This window comes from Streptomyces sp. NPDC003016 (genome assembly GCF_053591455.1).
This window is the reverse complement of the sequence record NZ_JBSFTV010000013.1, coordinates 140,505-156,387: the sequence shown is the minus strand read 5'-3', so window position 1 is coordinate 156,387 and position 15,883 is coordinate 140,505. Positions and strand designations below refer to the sequence as shown.

At 70.7% G+C, this 15,883-nt stretch carries 17 protein-coding genes and 2 pseudogenes; 2 read left to right on the top strand and 17 right to left on the bottom strand.

Annotated elements, in window-relative coordinates; genetic code table 11:
• Positions 1-36: 36 nt before the first annotated feature.
• The 17 genes and pseudogenes from ACWDZ4_RS14125 to ACWDZ4_RS14045 form a co-directional block, all read right to left on the bottom strand.
• Positions 37-1,311 (bottom strand): geranylgeranyl reductase family protein, encoded by a 1,275-nt coding sequence (locus tag ACWDZ4_RS14125; RefSeq protein ID WP_451508646.1) that lies wholly within the window; start codon positions 1,309-1,311, stop codon positions 37-39.
• Positions 1,312-1,756: 445 nt separating this feature from the next.
• Positions 1,757-1,885, bottom strand: a complete 129-nt coding sequence (locus tag ACWDZ4_RS14120) for a hypothetical protein (RefSeq protein WP_451508645.1) — start codon at positions 1,883-1,885, stop codon at positions 1,757-1,759.
• A gap of 207 nt (positions 1,886-2,092) precedes the next feature.
• A complete protein-coding gene (locus ACWDZ4_RS14115; protein ID WP_451508675.1) occupies positions 2,093-2,281 on the bottom strand; it encodes a hypothetical protein in 189 nt (62 codons plus the stop codon).
• A 491-nt stretch (positions 2,282-2,772) separates the two neighbouring features.
• Positions 2,773-3,306 (bottom strand): hypothetical protein, encoded by a 534-nt coding sequence (locus ACWDZ4_RS14110; protein ID WP_451508644.1) that lies wholly within the window; start codon positions 3,304-3,306, stop codon positions 2,773-2,775.
• A 263-nt stretch (positions 3,307-3,569) separates the two neighbouring features.
• Positions 3,570-4,232, bottom strand: a complete 663-nt coding sequence (locus ACWDZ4_RS14105; RefSeq protein ID WP_451508643.1) for a lysophospholipid acyltransferase family protein — start codon at positions 4,230-4,232, stop codon at positions 3,570-3,572.
• 209 nt (positions 4,233-4,441) lie between these two features.
• A complete protein-coding gene (locus ACWDZ4_RS14100; protein WP_451508642.1) occupies positions 4,442-4,594 on the bottom strand; it encodes a hypothetical protein in 153 nt (50 codons plus the stop codon).
• A gap of 249 nt (positions 4,595-4,843) precedes the next feature.
• The gene (locus ACWDZ4_RS14095) at positions 4,844-5,854 is read right to left on the bottom strand and encodes an ABC transporter substrate-binding protein (protein ID WP_451508641.1); all 1,011 of its coding nucleotides are present in this window, start codon (positions 5,852-5,854) and stop codon (positions 4,844-4,846) included.
• 16 nt (positions 5,855-5,870) lie between these two features.
• Positions 5,871-6,644, bottom strand: a complete 774-nt coding sequence (locus tag ACWDZ4_RS14090; protein WP_451508640.1) for an ABC transporter ATP-binding protein — start codon at positions 6,642-6,644, stop codon at positions 5,871-5,873.
• A 1-nt stretch (position 6,645) separates the two neighbouring features.
• Complete coding sequence (locus ACWDZ4_RS14085) at positions 6,646-7,665, bottom strand: FecCD family ABC transporter permease (protein ID WP_451508639.1); 1,020 nt, start codon at positions 7,663-7,665, stop codon at positions 6,646-6,648.
• A gap of 421 nt (positions 7,666-8,086) precedes the next feature.
• Positions 8,087-8,905: an S-methyl-5'-thioadenosine phosphorylase gene (locus ACWDZ4_RS14080; protein WP_451508638.1), complete on the bottom strand. Its 819-nt coding sequence runs from the start codon at positions 8,903-8,905 to the stop codon at positions 8,087-8,089.
• Positions 8,902-9,636: an acireductone synthase gene (mtnC, locus tag ACWDZ4_RS14075; RefSeq protein ID WP_451508637.1), complete on the bottom strand. Its 735-nt coding sequence runs from the start codon at positions 9,634-9,636 to the stop codon at positions 8,902-8,904. Before mtnC ends, ACWDZ4_RS14080 begins: the two co-directional genes overlap by 4 nt.
• Positions 9,633-10,217: a 1,2-dihydroxy-3-keto-5-methylthiopentene dioxygenase gene (locus ACWDZ4_RS14070; protein ID WP_451508636.1), complete on the bottom strand. Its 585-nt coding sequence runs from the start codon at positions 10,215-10,217 to the stop codon at positions 9,633-9,635. The genes mtnC and ACWDZ4_RS14070 overlap by 4 nt, the downstream gene beginning before the upstream one ends.
• Before the next feature lie 4 nt (positions 10,218-10,221).
• Entirely contained in the window at positions 10,222-10,887 is a 666-nt protein-coding gene (gene mtnB, locus ACWDZ4_RS14065) for a methylthioribulose 1-phosphate dehydratase (RefSeq protein WP_451508635.1), read from the bottom strand.
• Complete coding sequence (mtnA, locus tag ACWDZ4_RS14060) at positions 10,884-11,930, bottom strand: S-methyl-5-thioribose-1-phosphate isomerase (RefSeq protein WP_451508634.1); 1,047 nt, start codon at positions 11,928-11,930, stop codon at positions 10,884-10,886. Before mtnA ends, mtnB begins: the two co-directional genes overlap by 4 nt.
• Before the next feature lie 17 nt (positions 11,931-11,947).
• Positions 11,948-12,104: pseudogene (locus ACWDZ4_RS14055) on the bottom strand (methionine adenosyltransferase domain-containing protein); the annotation flags it as partial.
• Positions 12,077-12,202: pseudogene (locus tag ACWDZ4_RS14050) on the bottom strand (S-adenosylmethionine synthetase N-terminal domain-containing protein); the annotation flags it as partial. The pseudogenes ACWDZ4_RS14055 and ACWDZ4_RS14050, both read right to left, overlap by 28 nt.
• A 14-nt stretch (positions 12,203-12,216) precedes the next feature.
• Positions 12,217-13,110, bottom strand: a complete 894-nt coding sequence (locus tag ACWDZ4_RS14045; RefSeq protein ID WP_451508633.1) for a class I SAM-dependent methyltransferase — start codon at positions 13,108-13,110, stop codon at positions 12,217-12,219.
• An 860-nt stretch (positions 13,111-13,970) separates the two neighbouring features.
• Here ACWDZ4_RS14045 and ACWDZ4_RS14040 point away from each other — a divergent pair.
• Entirely contained in the window at positions 13,971-15,074 is a 1,104-nt protein-coding gene (locus ACWDZ4_RS14040) for an ABC transporter substrate-binding protein (protein WP_451508632.1), read from the top strand.
• A gap of 41 nt (positions 15,075-15,115) precedes the next feature.
• A complete protein-coding gene (locus ACWDZ4_RS14035; protein WP_451508631.1) occupies positions 15,116-15,883 on the top strand; it encodes a methyltransferase in 768 nt (255 codons plus the stop codon).

The following is a 15,883-nucleotide window of genomic DNA, read 5'->3' as shown; positions in this document are numbered from 1 at the left end:
ATTCGCGTGAGACGCCCCCGGGTACAGGTTCGCCGTTCAGCGGGCGGGGACCGCTTTGAGCAGGGCGTTGATGACACGGTCGCTGGCGTCTTTGCCCCGGGGGTCGCCCAGATTGGCCCACAGCTTGAACATCAGCCGGCGCAGCACCGGGTGAGTCAGGCTGTGGGAGGCGAAGAATTTCATGACGTGGGGGTTTCCGACCGCCTGGACAACGTACCTGCCCAGGGTGAAGTAGCTGCCGAACGAGTCCTTCACGGCTTGGGGGTACTGGTGCAGGGCGCGTTCGCGTTGCGCCGCGGTGGGCCGGGCCAGTGCCTGGACGGTGATCTCGGCGCTGAGGCGGCCCGATTCCAGGGCGTAGTCGATGCCCTCGCCGCTGAGCGGGTTGATCATTCCTGCGGCGTCGCCGGTCAGCAGGACGCCGCGGGTGTACTGCGGGAGCCGGTTGAGTCCGCTGGGCAGGGCGTGCCCGCGGACGGGGCCGTCGGCGTGGTCTTCGTCGATCCGCCATTCTTCGGGCAGTCCCCGTGTCCAGTCGGTCAGCAGTTGCCGGTAGTCGAAGGTGAATCTGCGGTTCACTCCGAACGTGCCGATGCCCACGTTCCATCGGCCCGCTCCGGCGGGGAAGATCCATCCGTATCCGGGGAGCATTTCGCGTCGGCCGCGAGCGTCGGGGTCCCATAGGTCCATCCACGCCTCGAGGTAGTCGTCGTCCTGGCGCGGGGTGGTGTAGTAGCGGCGCATGCCCACTCCCAGGGGGCGGTCCTTGCGTTGCTCCAGTCCTGTGGCGACCGCGATCCGGCTGGAGGCTCCGTCGGCGGCGACGACCAGGTCTGCGGCGTAGGTGTAGGTGGCGCCCTCCCGCTGGGCGCGGACGCCGCGGATGTGTCCGGTGCGGTCGTCGACCACGGTGTCGATGACCTTGGTGCCCTCTACCAGCCGGGCACCGGCCGCCTGGGCCCTTTTGGCCAGGATGTGGTCAAAGTCCTCACGGGTACGGACCAGGCCGAAGCTGGGGTAGCCGGCGAGATCGGGCCAGTCCAGTTCCACGCGCAGGCCCCCGCCGTAGGCGCGCAGTCCCTTGGTGCGCACCCAGCCGGGCGTTTTCAGGTCGATGCCCATGGCGAGCAGTTCCTTGACCGCGCGCGGGGTGAGGCCGTCGCCGCAGATCTTGTCCCGGGGGAAGCGCGCCTTGTCCACCAGCAGCACCTCCAGTCCTGCCTGCGCCAGGTAGTAGGCCGTGGCCGCACCGGCCGGGCCGGCCCCGACCACGACGACATCGGCCTTCTCCTGATTCTGGTGGTAGGCCATGAACTTCCCTTCTTCCGGCGCACGTGAGCGCGCCGCCAATGGTGGGGAGGGGGTGTGCGGAGTGGTTCATCCCGTGAGCGCTCGGACCGGCTGTTCCGAGCGGGGTGGACGGCGGAGGCCGGAAGGGTTTCGAGACTGCGCTGAGGCTGCCCGGGTGTGCACAGTGGCCATGTCCAGGACGGGGCGGACCGCGGGGCTTCTTCGACGATCCCGGTGATCGTGCGCAGAGCCCCGACGAGACCGGTCCCGGCTGTGAGGGCTTGGCGAAGAGTCCCCACACGCACCCGTCCCCGCCCGGCACCAGGGCAGTCCAGGAACCCGCCCGAACACGGCGCGGGAGGCACCGGCCCACCTACTGTTGCGGCCCGCGCCCCCGAACCGGCCGACCACGCCCAACACCCCGTCTCCAGAGCCGAAATCCATTCTCAGCGAGACGCGGCACCTCTCAGCAGTCATCTGCGCAGCCCAGCCCCACACTGCCGCGCCCTCCCGGCGGCCGCCCCGTCGGCTGCACCCGCAACCGCTCCGCCTGTGCGTCCTCGATGCCGTCGGACGCGGACTCGAGTTCGGACATACGCCACCCCCAGAAGAGACAACCCGGCCACACGCGGAGCCGTATCCTCAGAGCCTGACAGCCAACTACAGAGAGCAACAGTTCATTTACGGACGGTGTCCGCTTGGCCGAGGAGCCCCTCTTGCGCAGACGACCCACGGCCAGAGCCGCACACTCCCCCGGCGTCCGCAACACCCCCTGCCCTGCCGCCACCCGCATCCCCGCGGTTCAGGGGGCGAGGGGGAGTCGGTCGCCGGTGGCGCCGAGCTCCAGACGAGCGTAGTCGGGGTGGTCCAGGCGGTGGTGGGCGTAGATGTCGAGGACCTTCCCGCCGGCCGGGGCCGGCCCGTGCCCGTGGTGGGCCCCCTTGCGGACGTCCAGGCCGAGGAAGACGCCCACGTCGTCGATGTCGTACACCCCATCCTCCCGAACAGGGTTCGTGCGGTGCTGGCCACGGAGTCGGCGCCGTACGCGCGCGTCCACGTCATGCAGACCTGCCGCGCCCGCAAGCGGCCGGGCACTGCGCCGGGCCGGGCGGTAGTCGGACCTCTCATCAGCATCTCCAACAGCGTCCCCTCGAACCCGGTGACACCACCCCCAGGTCCTCCATTCGACAGGGGGAAACAGTCATGCCGGGCCCGGAGGCCAGCGGTCCCGTTGCAAAACCGCGAAGAAGACAACGCCGCCACGCACCCCTTCCGGGACACGGCGGACAAGAGCGAGGTGGTGAGGCGCGGATGGCACTCAGGCACACCCACGAAACCCCCGGCGACAACGCGGCCGCGTAGCAGTCGGTTCCGGGCGCGCACCCGGTGGCTACGGCGCCGGCAGCCAAGAGCGGATAGGGGTCAGTGACAAGAGCACCGCGTCTCGCTGGATGTCCGTGTCAGGCCGTGACACCCGGCCGTTCACAAGGCGTCGCCGAAGACCTCCGCCAACTCGCCGGCGGACTCGGAGGTCAGACGGTAGAACCCCTGGAGGCTGATCGAGCGTTCGAGGCGGCCCTCCGCCATGTACTTCAGACTGCGGGTCCGGCCTCGGCGGTTACGCCAGGTAAGCCGCGTCAGAAGATCGCCGGGGATCGGCATATCGAAGCGCACGGGTGTCGCGTCCACGTGCACCGCCGTGGCGCCGCAGCCGTCGGCACCGAGCATCGACCAGTTGCTGTGCCCGGGAAACGCCGGGTCCTGCCACGTTGCGGGGCCGGTGCCGCAGCAGTCGCGCCGCTCCATGTCGATCACCCGCATCCGGCTCACCACGTACACGACGCACCGGTTGACGTGCAACGCGTACGCCTCGTCCCCAGCGCGGGCACCCGACCAGGCGGGCAGGGAGGAGTGGACGCCGCTGAAGGCCACCGGTGGCCGCTCGCCCACGCGACCCGCCTTACGCAGGGCGCGGCACGTGTCATGGGTCCACAGGACGGTGAAGGCATCAGACATGCGGTGATCCTATGAACGAGGACTGACAGCCTTCCGCGGGACAGCCCCTGGTGGAGCACGACTTCCGAGCCGGCGGACCCCGCGAACCGCATTCCCCGGCACCGCGACCAAGCGCCAGGGGCGACACGTAGGGGCGACACGCCGCATGGGCGCTCTCGGAACTCGGCAACGGTTGCTCGCCGTCGTAGGTGACAGGTGCGGCGAGCAGGCGGGCCGGATCGATCCAGTGCTGGTGCCGGAGACGGCGGGCGGGCGGCAGGGACCTACGCGGCGAGCGCGGCGGGCTCGCCCAGATGGGAGACGGCTGTCCGCCACGCGGTGGTCACCGCGGCGCGGGCCCGCGCTGTCTGGACGGCGCGGCCGCCGGTCAGTTCAAGCGGCGCGCCCACGTGCACGTGAAGGTCCGGTCGGCGCAGAGGCGCTGTGACCAGGCCGGCGAGCTGCTTGGCGGTGCCGCCCGAGGTGACCCGGCGGGCGCCGGCCTGGCCCACGGGTACGACGGGGGCGCCGGTGCGCTCGGCGAGCCGGGCCAGGCCACTGCGGAAAGTTCCGGGGGCCGCTTCCGCGGCGTCTTTGCGGCGGGGCAGGCCGCCCTCGGCGTAGATGAGGACCAGCCGTCCCTGCTCCAGGGCCTCTGCCGCAGCGTCCAGCGCGGCCGCGGCGCGCCGGTCTCGGCGGAAGACGGGAATGTGTCCTTCGCGGGCGAGCGCGCGCCCCAGCAGCGGGACGCGCCATAGTCCCGCTGCCGCCATGATGACCGGCTCGACACCCAGGCGATGGAGGGCGGCGACCACGACGGCGGGGTCGGCGAGGGAAGTGTGGTTGGCGGCGATGATGCTGCCCGGCGCGAGTTCGGTGCCGGGGTCGGTGGTCACCGACAGGCGGCCGACGACGGGCACCAGGGTATCGGCGATGCGGCTGAGCATGAGCGGGCTCCTGGCCTCGACAATGTTGATCTTCATTGTCGGGGCCAGGCACCGACCGGACATGAGTCGCCCTACTCATCTCCTCGGTGGGAGCACTACGCCTCCTCACCCCGGAGCAACGCGCCATGGTGACGCGGGCGTCAAGAGCACGGCGCAGACCGTTGATCAAGGAGGAGTGTCCGCGAGGGACGGCAACGACGCGGAGGGGATCACGCGACGAGCACGGATACGTACCCCGAGGGGCAGTGCAGCGGGCGGCGCAGGAGGTGGACGAAGGCGCGGCGGACGAGGTGCGGGCGGCCGCGGTGCGGGCCTACGCGCGCTCTGCCGCGCATGCCCGGTTCGACGCGGTGATCACGCACGAGGTGCTGCCTGTTCTCCGGTCGGTGATCCGCGGGCCCGGACGGGACAACTACCCGGTGCTTCTGGAGGCGTCCGGGAACCGGCCCTCCGCCGCCCGCAGGCGATCCATGCCACTGACGGTGACGGCTGCCGCGACGCGGTCCGCCGCGGCGCTTTCCCCGACGGGGCAGCCGTCCGGGCTCAGCGCTTGCGGCTCGGAGCGCCAGGGCCGTGCGGATCGGACACGGCCCTGGCACGCTGCGACTCGGTCAGCTCTGGAACTCACGCACATACTTCGCGAACTTCTCCAGACCGTCGATGTTGCGCGGCCCGCTGACGCCCTCGTTGTAGTCGAGGATGAAGAATTTGTTCTTCCTGACAGCGGGCAACCCCTTCGTGTGAGGGGACTTCTTCAGGAAGTCGATCTTCTTCTGGGCAGGCAGGTCCCCGTAGTCGAGGATCATGATGACTTCCGGCTCCGCTTCGGCAACGGCCTCCCAGTTCACCTGCGTCCACCGCTGGTCGAGGCCGTCGAAGACGTTCTTGCCGCCGGCGGTCTTGATGATGTCGTTGGGCGGGACCTGGTTGCCCGCGGTGAAAGGCTGGTCGGTGCCCGAGTCATAGAGGAAGACCGGCACCGGATCGCCCTTGGGCGCCTTCGCCTTGACGGCCTCCACGCGCTTCTTCAGCCCACCGACGACCTCATCCGCCTTGTCCCCGACCTGGAAAATCCTGCCCAGCCGATCGAGGTCGGTGTAAAGGGCTTCGAAGGGGGTGAGCTTCTCCGGGTACTTGGGGTAGTTGAAGCAGCTCTCGCTGTGCATGAAGCTCTGGATCCCGAGCTTGTCCAGGATCTCCGGGGTGATGCCCCGCTCATCCTTGAAGCCCGAATTCCAGCCGGCCACGACGAAGTCGGACTTGGCCTCGACGACGAGTTCCTTGTTGAGGAGATCGTCACTGAGCATCTTCACCTTGGCGTAGTCGCCCGCCCACGGTGACTCCTCCACCGGCGGGTTCGCCGGCGGCATCACGTAGCCGTAGACGTGGTCGGCCAGGCCGAGGCTGAACAGCTTGTCGGCGCTTCCGCCTTCGTATGCCACGGCGCGCTTGGGGATCGTGTAGGCGACCGGCTCACCGCACCTTTTGACGGTGACCTTCTCGGGCGCCTTGGCGTCCGGCTCGATCTCGGCGCCGCAGCCGCTGAGCAGCAGGGCGGCCGCGAGTGCGGAGCCGAGGGCGGTGTGCTGCCGCACCGAGCCGGGGAATCGGTTCGTGATCATGACGTGGTGATGCCTTTCACAGGAAGGGAGGGAGCGAATACAACAACTGCGGATCACCCGTCAGCGGGTGGGACACGATGCTGGCCTTGACGCCGAACACCTCGTCGACGAGCTCCGTGGTGAGGACGTCCTCGGGCGTGCCGGTGGCGACAAGGCGGCCTTCGCAGAGCACACCGAGGCGGTCGCAGGCGGCTGCGGCGAGGTTGAGGTCGTGCAGCACGACCAGGACGGTGAGTCCTGAGCCACGCAGGAGCGAGAGCAGTTCGACCTGGTGGCGTACGTCGAGGTGGTTGGTCGGCTCGTCGAGTACCAGGATCTTCGGCTCCTGGACGAGCGCCCGGGCCAGCAGGACACGCTGGCGTTCCCCGCCCGAGAGCGTCAGGACTCCGCGCCGGGCGAGGTGGCGGATGTCGAGCTGGTCCATCACCCGTTCGCACAGCTCCCGCTCCCGGCGGTTGAGGGCCTGGTTGCCCTGAAGGTGCGGCGTGCGTCCGAGTGCGATGACCTCATCGACCGTGAAGTCGAGGTCGACGGAGCCGTCCTGGGTCATGGCCGCGATGACCTGCGCGGAGCGGCGCATCGTCAGGCCGGAGAGTTGCTGCTCGCCCACCCAGACGGTGCCGGAGCTGGGGCGGAGCGCGCGGTACACGCACCTGAGGGCGGTGGACTTGCCGCTGCCGTTGGGTCCGACCAGGCCCACGACCCGGCCACTTGCCACGTCCAGGGACAGGTCGCGTACCAGGCTCTTGCCGTCGGTCACCACCGAGAGCCCGTCAAGCCTGAGGTCCATCTCAACGTCCTCCGAACATGTAGCCCTTGCGGCGCATCAAGGTGATGAACACCGGCACCCCGATGAGTGCGGTGATGACGCCCAGGGGCAGCTCGCGCGGTGCCACCAGCGTCCGGGACACCAGGTCGACCCACACCATGAAGATCGCTCCGGCCAGTGGTGCCACGGCCAGTACGCGGGCATGGGTGGCGCCGACGACCATGCGCACCAGATGGGGCATGACCAGTCCGACGAAGGCGATGGCGCCACTGACGGCGACCATCACTCCCGTCACGAGCGAGGCCAGGACGAGCAGGGCCTTGCGGTGCCGGTCGGGGTTGACGCCCAGACTCGCGGCGGTTTCGTCCCCGAGGGCCAGCACGTCCAGCGCCCGGCCGTACCGGTACAACACGGCCAGGCCGAGAATGACGACCACGGACACGACCGGGAGCGCACCCCAGTTCGCGGCGCCGAAGCTGCCCATCGTCCAGTACAGGACCATGCTGGTCGCTTCGCTGTCCGGCGCGAAGTAGATGATCAGGCTCATCACGGCTTGGAAGCCCAGCGACATGGCCACGCCCGTCAGGACGAGACGCAGCGGGGAGAGCGCGCCCCGGCTGGAAGAGGCGACATACACCAGGAACGACGCGACCAGGGCCCCGATGAAGGCACCGGCCGACACCGCGTAGATGCCCAGCGCCGCCAGTCCCCCGGTGACCGTGACACCGACGGCTCCGACGGACGCGCCCGAGGAGACGCCCAGCACGAAGGGGTCGGCGAGCGCGTTGCGCACCATGGCCTGGATGGCCACGCCGATCGCGCTCAGCCCAGCCCCCACGAGCGCCGCGAGCAGCACCCGTGGCGTACGGATCTGCCAGATGATCTGGTACGTGGTCACCTCGTCCGCGGCGACGCGGCCGCCGCTGACAGCCGCCCACACATATCGGACGGTCTCCCCCGGCGTGATCACGGCGGCCCCCAGACCGATGGCCACCACGACCGAGGCGAAGAGGACGAGGAGCAGAACGGCGCAGGCAAGCACCAGGTCCTTACGGGAGGCGAGCCGGCCTCTCACACCCGTTGCGGGTTCGGGGGGTGCCGCGTCGGCTGACGTATCGGCGCCGCTGCTCGCCGATGGCGGGGAGATTGCTGGCGGTGACATAGAACTGGGCCTTCCAGATTGAACGGAACGTACTCATCGGGTTCGTGGCGTCCGCCCGTCGCCCCGGGCGGACGCCAGTCCTGCGCCAGCTACGCGGAAGCAGACGCGCCGCTTGTCTCTTTCCCGTCCGCCCGGCCCGCGCGACGCAGTGGGACGGTGATCCTCAGCGCCACAACGACCAGGGCGCCGAAGACCGGGGCGAGGTCCGGGCAGCCGGCCGGGGCCGCGCCCACGAACACTCCGGGACTCCGCGCAGCGGCGTTGAGGCGGCTCGGTGTTCCCCGTTGCGGTGTGAACCGGCTCAGGGCAGTTCGAAGGGCAAGGTCATGCCGTCGAGTGCGCGGGCGGAAGGGGCGTCGTTGCCCTCGGGGAGCATTCCGACGGCATCGAGGACGACGCGGCGCAGGCGCTGGGTGTTCTCGGCGAAGACCTTGAAGACCTCTTCCTGGGCAACGCTCCCTGCCGCGTCGATGCCCGCGTCCAGATCGGTCACGAGGGCCACGGCGGCGTAGCCGAGGGCGAGTTCCCGAGCCAGGACCGCCTCGGGGTGCCCGGTCATGTTCACCAGCGACCAGCCGGCCGCCGCGAACCACTGCGACTCGGCTCGGGTGGAGAACCGGGGCCCCTCGACCACGACCGTCGTGCCACCGTCGACCGCCTCGATCCCGGCTGCGGCAGCTGCTTTGAGGAGCGCTTCGCGGCCGCGCCGGCAGTAGGGATCGGCGAACGAGACGTGGACGGCGCCCTCGTCGTAGAAGGTCTGGATCCGCCCGCTGGTCCGGTCCACCATCTGGTCGGGGACCACGATGGTGCCCGGGCCCAGCTCGCGCCGGAGGGAGCCGACCGCGCAGGGGGCCAGGATCTGGCGCACGCCGACAGACCGCATCGCCCAGAGGTTCGCCCGGTAGTTGATCTTGTGTGGCGGGATGCGGTGCCCACGGCCGTGCCGGGGCAGGAAAGCCACCCGCCGCCCCTCGACCGTGCCCAGCATCAGGGCATCGGACGGTGGGCCGTAGGGCGTGCTGACCCGGACCTCCTCCGCGTCGGCCAGCAGTTCGTAGAAGCCACTGCCTCCGATCACGCCGATGTGGGCCGCCGGAGTGCTGCCGCTGACGTTCATGTCCGTGTTTCCTTTCCCCGTCTTGTTCGCCTGTGCAGCCGTATGCCGTCCAGCGCGGGGACCGTCGGGTGTCCGGCCACCTCCGGGCCGCGCGGGTCTCCGGGGCGCCGTACGGCCACAGCCCTCCACCCTGCGGCGGTGGCCGCGTCCAGTTCCTCTCCCACGTCGCTGACGAAGACCGTTTCGTGTGCGGGGACGCGGAGGGCACGCGTGATGGCCCGGTAGGACTCCGCTTCCTGTTTTCCGCCCGCGCCGGACAGGTCGAAGTAGCCGTCCAGGAGCGCGCTGAGGTCGCCGTGGTTGCTGTGCGCGAACCAGTCGCGCTGAGCCGCCGCCGACCCGGAGGAGTAGATGTAACGGCCGATACCCGACTGCCTCCATCGGGCCAGGGCGGCGGGCACGTCGTCGTAGACATGGCCGGTCAGCGTGGAGCGGGCGTAGCCCTCGGCCCAGATGAGCCCTTGGATCCTCTTCAGCGGGGGTGCCTTGACGTCCTGGTCGGACCAGGCGGCCAGCGCCGCGACGGCCCCGCCCTCGTCGAGTCGAGGATCACCGGTGTGGATCCGTACCTCTTCCATCAGCTGTGTCCATGGAAGCTCGCCCCGATGGGTCGCGAACCAGCCGGCGAAGCGCTCCCGTGCGTAGGGGAAGAGCACGTCGTGCACGTGGGAGGCGGAGCCGGTCGTCCCCTCGATGTCGAGGACCACGGCCCGCACTGTCGACACGATCACGTCGCCGCTTCCGGCGCCAGGAGTGCGTCGAGGCGGGGAAAGCGCTGGGCGATGGGGTCGCCGGTGAAGTCGCCCACCCAGCCGTCCGCCTTCTCGAAGAAGCGGATCGCGACGAACTCCGGGCGCGGGCCCATGTCGAACCAGTGGCGGGTGCCCGCCGGCACGGAGAGCAGGTCGCCCGCCTCGCACACCACTGCGTGGACCCGGCCGTCGAGGCGGAGGTAGAAGCACCCCGTGCCGTGGGCGAAGAAGCGCACCTCGTCCTCGGCGTGCCGGTGTTCCTCGAGGAAGGCCGAGCGCGCCTCGGCCGCGCTTCCCTCCCCTTCCGGCCCTTCCTCCGGCTGGAGTTGGGCGACGTCCACCAGTTTCAGCCCCTCGTGCGCGCACAGTTCGTCGATCTCGGTGCGATAGCGGGACAGCACGTCTCCCGGGCTGGTGTCCGGTGCGATGGTGCCGCGCAGCGGCCAGCGGCCGAAAGCCACCGAGCAGGCGGTCAGGGCCTCCGTGATGCGCTCGTGGTCCCGGGTGCGCAACAGCACCTTCTCGGGGTCGTCCTCCGACATGATCTGAAGCAGCGTCATGGGATCAGCCTTCCTTTCCTTCCGCGGGCAGCCCGGATCCGGTGAGCAGCAGCAGCTGGCAGATTGATTCCAGGCACTCCAGCCGGTTGCGGGCCTGGGCGAGGTCGTGCCCCCATGTGGTGATGCCGTGGTCGGTGATGAGAAGGGCTGGAGGTGCCTGTGGCGTGGTGGCCAGGTAGTCGGCCACGTCCGCGGCGATCCGCGGAACCTCGGGCCAGTTGGGGAAGACGGGCACCCCGGTGCGCGTCGGGTCGGCCAGTCCCAGGCCCTTGAGCAGCTCGAACCGCTCGATGGGCAGCGAGGTCAGGCGCGTCCGGCGGCCCGTGCGGCACGCGACGGCCGTGGCGTAAGGGGAGTGGACGTGGATGACCGCGCCCGCGTCCGTGGTCCGGTAGATCGCGGAGTGGATCGTCGTCTCAGCCGACGCCCGCAGCTGCCCCGGGGCCGCTTCCTCTCCCGTGCCGGCCCGCACGACGACCATGTCCTCCGCGGTCATGTCCCCCTTGCCCTGGCCGCTGGCGGTGATCAGGGCCGCCCCGCCCGGCAGGCGCACCGAGAGGTTGCCGGCGGTACCAGGCATCCAGCCGCGCTCGTACAGAGCCCGTGAGACCGCCGCGAGCCCGCTTCCGACGCGTACGCGTTCGCCGTCGTCGATGACCGTATGAATCATGCCGACACCTCACGCGGGTGACTCGCGCTGCGGGAATCGTGGGGGCGGAGCACCCGGTCTTCGGAGACGGTCGCGGTGACCGGCTCGGCCGGGGTGACATCGGAAGCGGGGTTGAACACGGCGGCGCCGGCGGGGGCGGCCCCGACTCCCGCGCATCCCGTCACTTCACCCGGGTCGCGCTCCTCGACCACGACTGCCGAGCCGTCGGCCGGCTCTCGGTCCCAGGAGGACTCCGGAGCGACGATCACGAAGGGGATGCCGTGCCGCGCGGCGGCGACCGCGAGACCATATGTGCCGATCTTGTTCGCCACGTCCCCGTTCGCCGCGATCCGGTCGGCCCCCGCCAGCACGCAGTCCACCATCCCCCGGGCCATGGCAGCGGCAGCGGCGGAATCCACGCACAGCCGGTACGCCGCCCCCGCCTCCCCCAGCTCCCATGCGGTGAACCGGGCTCCCTGGAGCAGCGGCCGGGTCTCGTCCACGAGCACCTCGGCGACCCGGCCGCGCTCGTGCAGCTCCATGATTGCGCCAAGTGCGGTGCCGGAAGCGGCGGTTGCCGGGCGGCCGGTGTTGCAGTGGGTGAGGACGCGCACCGGCCGGTCCGGGACCAGCGACTGCACCAGGTCGGCGGCCCGTACGACGGCGGCCCGGTTGGCCGTGGCGTCCTCCTCCAGCATGGCCAGGGCCTCGGCGAGGACGGCCTCGGGCCCGTCGGCGAGCCGCCTCACGGCCCGGCGGACGGCCCAAGCCAGGTGGACGGCGGTGGGCCGGGCGGCGGACAGCCGCGCGGCATCGGCCGTCGCGGACGCCTCGTCGGTCCTACCGTCCGAGCTGTGCCGGCAGGCGGAGAGCGCCACCCCCAAGGCACCGGCCAGACCGATGGCGGGCGCTCCGCGCATGGCGAGCGACGCGATGGCGTCGATCAGCTGGTCCACCGTCTCAAGCCGCAGCAGGCGGTGTTCACGCGGCAATGCCCGTTGATCGACCGCGAGGACGCGCCCGTCGTCCCACGAGAGCGACCAGCTCAGGCGTGGCGATATCACCGTCTCGCTTTCCCGTTTCATATGCCGGCGGCCTCGCGCAGGGCGTCGACGCGGTCGGTGCACTCCCAGGTGAAGCGGGGAAGCCCGCGGCCGAAGCGGCCGTACGCCGCGCTCTGGGCGTAGACCGGACCGCGGCAGGTCGAGGTCACGGATGTTCGCGGCCGGGCGGAGGTCCGCAGGAGCGCGTCGAGGATCGTGTCGCTGATCTGGTCAGCGATCTTGTCGGGGTGGCCCTCGGTCAGGGACTCCGAGGTGAACAGGCGGCGGGACATGAATCTCCTGTAGGTCAACCGATCCGCGGCGCCGGCCCGACGGGCCGGCCGGCGGTCAGCAGGGGGCGGGCACCTCGGGGACAGCGAGGCGGGGCGACGCGGCGGAGAGTCCCCGTGCCCACAAGCGCGGAGAAGTCCATCGTGTCGCGGCCCTCGGCGAGCAGGCCCGCCGCGAACCGCCGACGGACACGCTCCACCGCGGCGACGGGCAAGCCGTCGAGCAGACCCTTCCCTCCGGTGCCGGTCACCAGGGACCACAACAGGTCGGGGTCACCGGGCACAGCGAGCGGAACGTACTGCACACCGATGGACGACAGCGAGCGGGCAGCAAGCCAATCCCGGAACAACCGGGGTGTGCCCAGGGGTTGGAGCGGATCGGCCGGCCGTGGGACGTCGGCAAGGCGCGGCCGCTCTGGCCCGACGGCCCGATGGAGCAGCTCAGGCAGCGGCCCAAGCGCGCCCTGGGACCAGATGGCCATGGTCAGCCGGCCGCCAGGGCGCACCAGCCTCAGCAGTCGCTCTGTTCCTGCCGCCACGTCGGGGAATGAGGAAATCCCGAGCGAACACATCACGGCGTCGTAACCACCGGGGGGCGAGGGCCAGTCGAGGACGTCGCCGTGCACGAAGCGCACGTTGGCGAGACCGCGGATCGCGGCCCTGGCGCGGCCCCGCTCAAGCGAGGACTCCGCGAGGTCGACTGCGTCAATCACGCCGTACGGGCCGACCTGCTCGGCGGCCGGAATCGCGGACGCCCCCGAGCCGCAACATGCGTCGAGCACGTGCAGACCAGGGCGCAGGCGCGCAGCCCTGACGGTCGCCCTACCGATCGGCGACCACAACGCGCCGAACAGCCGGTCGAAGCTCTCCGCCCCTTCTGCCAATCCGGCGGCCACGTCGCGCAGTTCCATGCAGACTCCCGTCCGAGGGTGACAGTGGGACCAGCGTATATGAAAACGATAATCAATACTACTGTCCGGTGGCCCTCACCGCGCCAAGCCGCCGAAGCCCTCACGCGGACCCGACAAGCGGCGCTTGCGCAAGGCGCGGGATCGGAACCGGCAGCAGCTGACGGGAGGAGGGAGGCGCTCAAGGAGCAGGCAACCGCCCGGTCACGCCAACTCCGCGCGCGGCGAAGCACCGACCGCCCCGCCACCCGCGGCTTCCCCCGCATCACGCGGCAACGGGAGGCCGCACTGCGGGCCCTTGCGGAACGGGACATGTTCGCCAGCGCTCAGGAGTTTCGCCGGCTCCCCCGCGGCCAGGGCGATCGAGCCGGCCCGAGCACCGCGCACCGGACCTCCGCCGCCCCGGAGCGCCTCGATCCGGTCGACCTCGCACATGACGGCCGAGGAGAGCGGTCCTACCGGCGCCGGGGCGTCACACTGCGAGCACCACCGGCCGGATTCCCTCGGACGCGAGCGCCTCGACCTTCCGGCCGGCGAACAGCCCGGCCGGCTTCCGCGGGATCCTCGGGCAGACACGCCCGTCCCCCTCGACGGCCTCGCCGAAGTCGGGCGGTGCGTCGCCCCCTCAGCCCGTCGGCCTCGATCACGCGGAGCGCCACGGGCGGCGGAGGCACCGCAGCCGGCCAACAGGAGGCCCCCGCAGGCGAGCAGGACAAAGGGCGGCGACCGAGCGCCGACTGGACGATCATTAATCGATCTTGACAATCATTTTCATCTAGTGGATGCTGCTCGAGCCCCGCACCCTCCGCCCCATCCGGCGGCCGCGGTGCGGGGACCACACCACGTGATCTGCCGGGAGCAGCATGTCGATCTTCCACGAGCGCCGAGAATTCCTCACCGGCGCCGCTGCCGGCGTTCTGGCACTTACCGGGTGCGGTGGCCCGGCGGCGGATGGCAAGGGGAAGCCCCGGCGCGGCGGCCAGTTCCGCGCGCTGTTCACCGGGGGCGGCGAGCAGGAGACCGTCGACCCCCACGCGGAGGCCCTGGCCATCGGCACGACCCGCACCAAGGCCCTCTTCGACCGGCTCGTGGACCTGGACGCCACCATGGCGCCGGTGCCGCGTCTCGCCCGGAAGCGGGTGTCCCACGCCCACGCGACGGCAGGGCGGTTCACCCTGCGCGAGGCGCTGTCCCACGACGGGAAGCCGCTGGCTCCCGAGGACGTGGTGTTCGCCTTCGGCCGCGTCCTCACCCCCAAGGCGGCCACCCACTTCGCACAGAGCCTGCTCTCCGTCATGGACCTCAAGAAGAGCCGGAGCGCCGGGAAGAACGTCGCGGAGGTCGCGCTGAAGCAGCCCGGCGCCGAGTTCCCCGCCCCGCTCGGCACGCTGGGCACGGCCTTCGTCGGTTCCCGTTACGCCGACCCGGCCAAGCCCGTGGGAACGGGGGCTTCCACGCTGAGGTCCTTCCGGGCCGGGCGTGCCTTCGTCGCCGAACGGTTCGGCCACCACGGGGACGGCGGCGCGTACGTCGACGAGCTGAGGAGCCCGTCCGCCGGCGTCGACGCCCGGGGCAACGCCCCGCGGGCCGGCCGGGCGGAGTTCGGCTACACGATGGCCCCGGCCCCCACCCGGACCGTGCAGGCCGACAAGTCGGTGCGGACCCTGGCGGCGAAGGGCGCCACGGCCCTGGGCCCGGCCGCCACCGAAGCGGTCCTCACCGAACTCGCCCGGCACCGCCAGGAACACAGCACCGCGCTCCTCTGGGTGAGTCACGACCCCGGACTCCTCGCCGCCGTCGCGCACCACATCATCGTCATCGACGGCGGCCACACCGTCGGAACCGGGACACCCGATCAGGTGGGGCGAGCTCTACGGACCAACCTGACCCGGCGCCTCGTACGCGCCATGGACCTCGGTACGGCCCTGGTGGCCACTGACCTGGTCCCGGCCGCACCCGGTTCCTGACTTCACGAGCTTCCACCACACAACCCGACCACGGAGGACCCATGACCGACCGGACCGCAGCCGGCGCCGCAGCATCTCAGGACGGTGCCCGTGCCCTGCTGGACTCGCTGCCCGACACCCTGCCCCCGGACGAGATCCTCGCGATCAACAGCTCCAAGTCCGACATCCACACCACCCGGACGTACGACTACAACGGCTGGGCGTTCACGCTGCCGCCGGGCGTCTTCAAGCCGGGCGACACCAGCCGTATCGTGCACGACCGGCTGCTGGACGGCACGATCCCCGTCAAGGGCAGGTCGTACGCGGCCATGGGCGTCGGCCTCGGTGTCGAGGCCGTCATCGCCGGCACGCTCGGGGCGCGGGAGATCTACGCGGCCGACATCCACCCGGACAGCGTGGCGACGGCCGCCGAGCACTACCGGCGCATCGTCGGGGACCGGCCGGACACCGTCTTCCGCCCCTTGGCGTCCAACCTCTTCGAGGAGTTCCCGGACTCGTCCCGGCTGGACGTCATCACCTTCAACCCGCCCGCGGTTTCCACACGGACCAGCGACGATCCGACCGTGGTCCGCAACGTCTGTGTGGGCGCCGAGATCGTCACGCGCTTCTTCGACCAGATCGTCACGCGCGACCTGCTCGCACCCGAGGGCGAGATCTACCTGATCGTGTCCAACACCGCGGAACTCAAGCGAATCGTCGGCTACGGGATCGACGCCGGGTTCCGGCCCGAGATCCTGCACCGCCAGACATGGGAGGGCGACGACTGCCAGGCGTACCTGTTCCAGCTCATCCGCCACAACGCCGCCTGA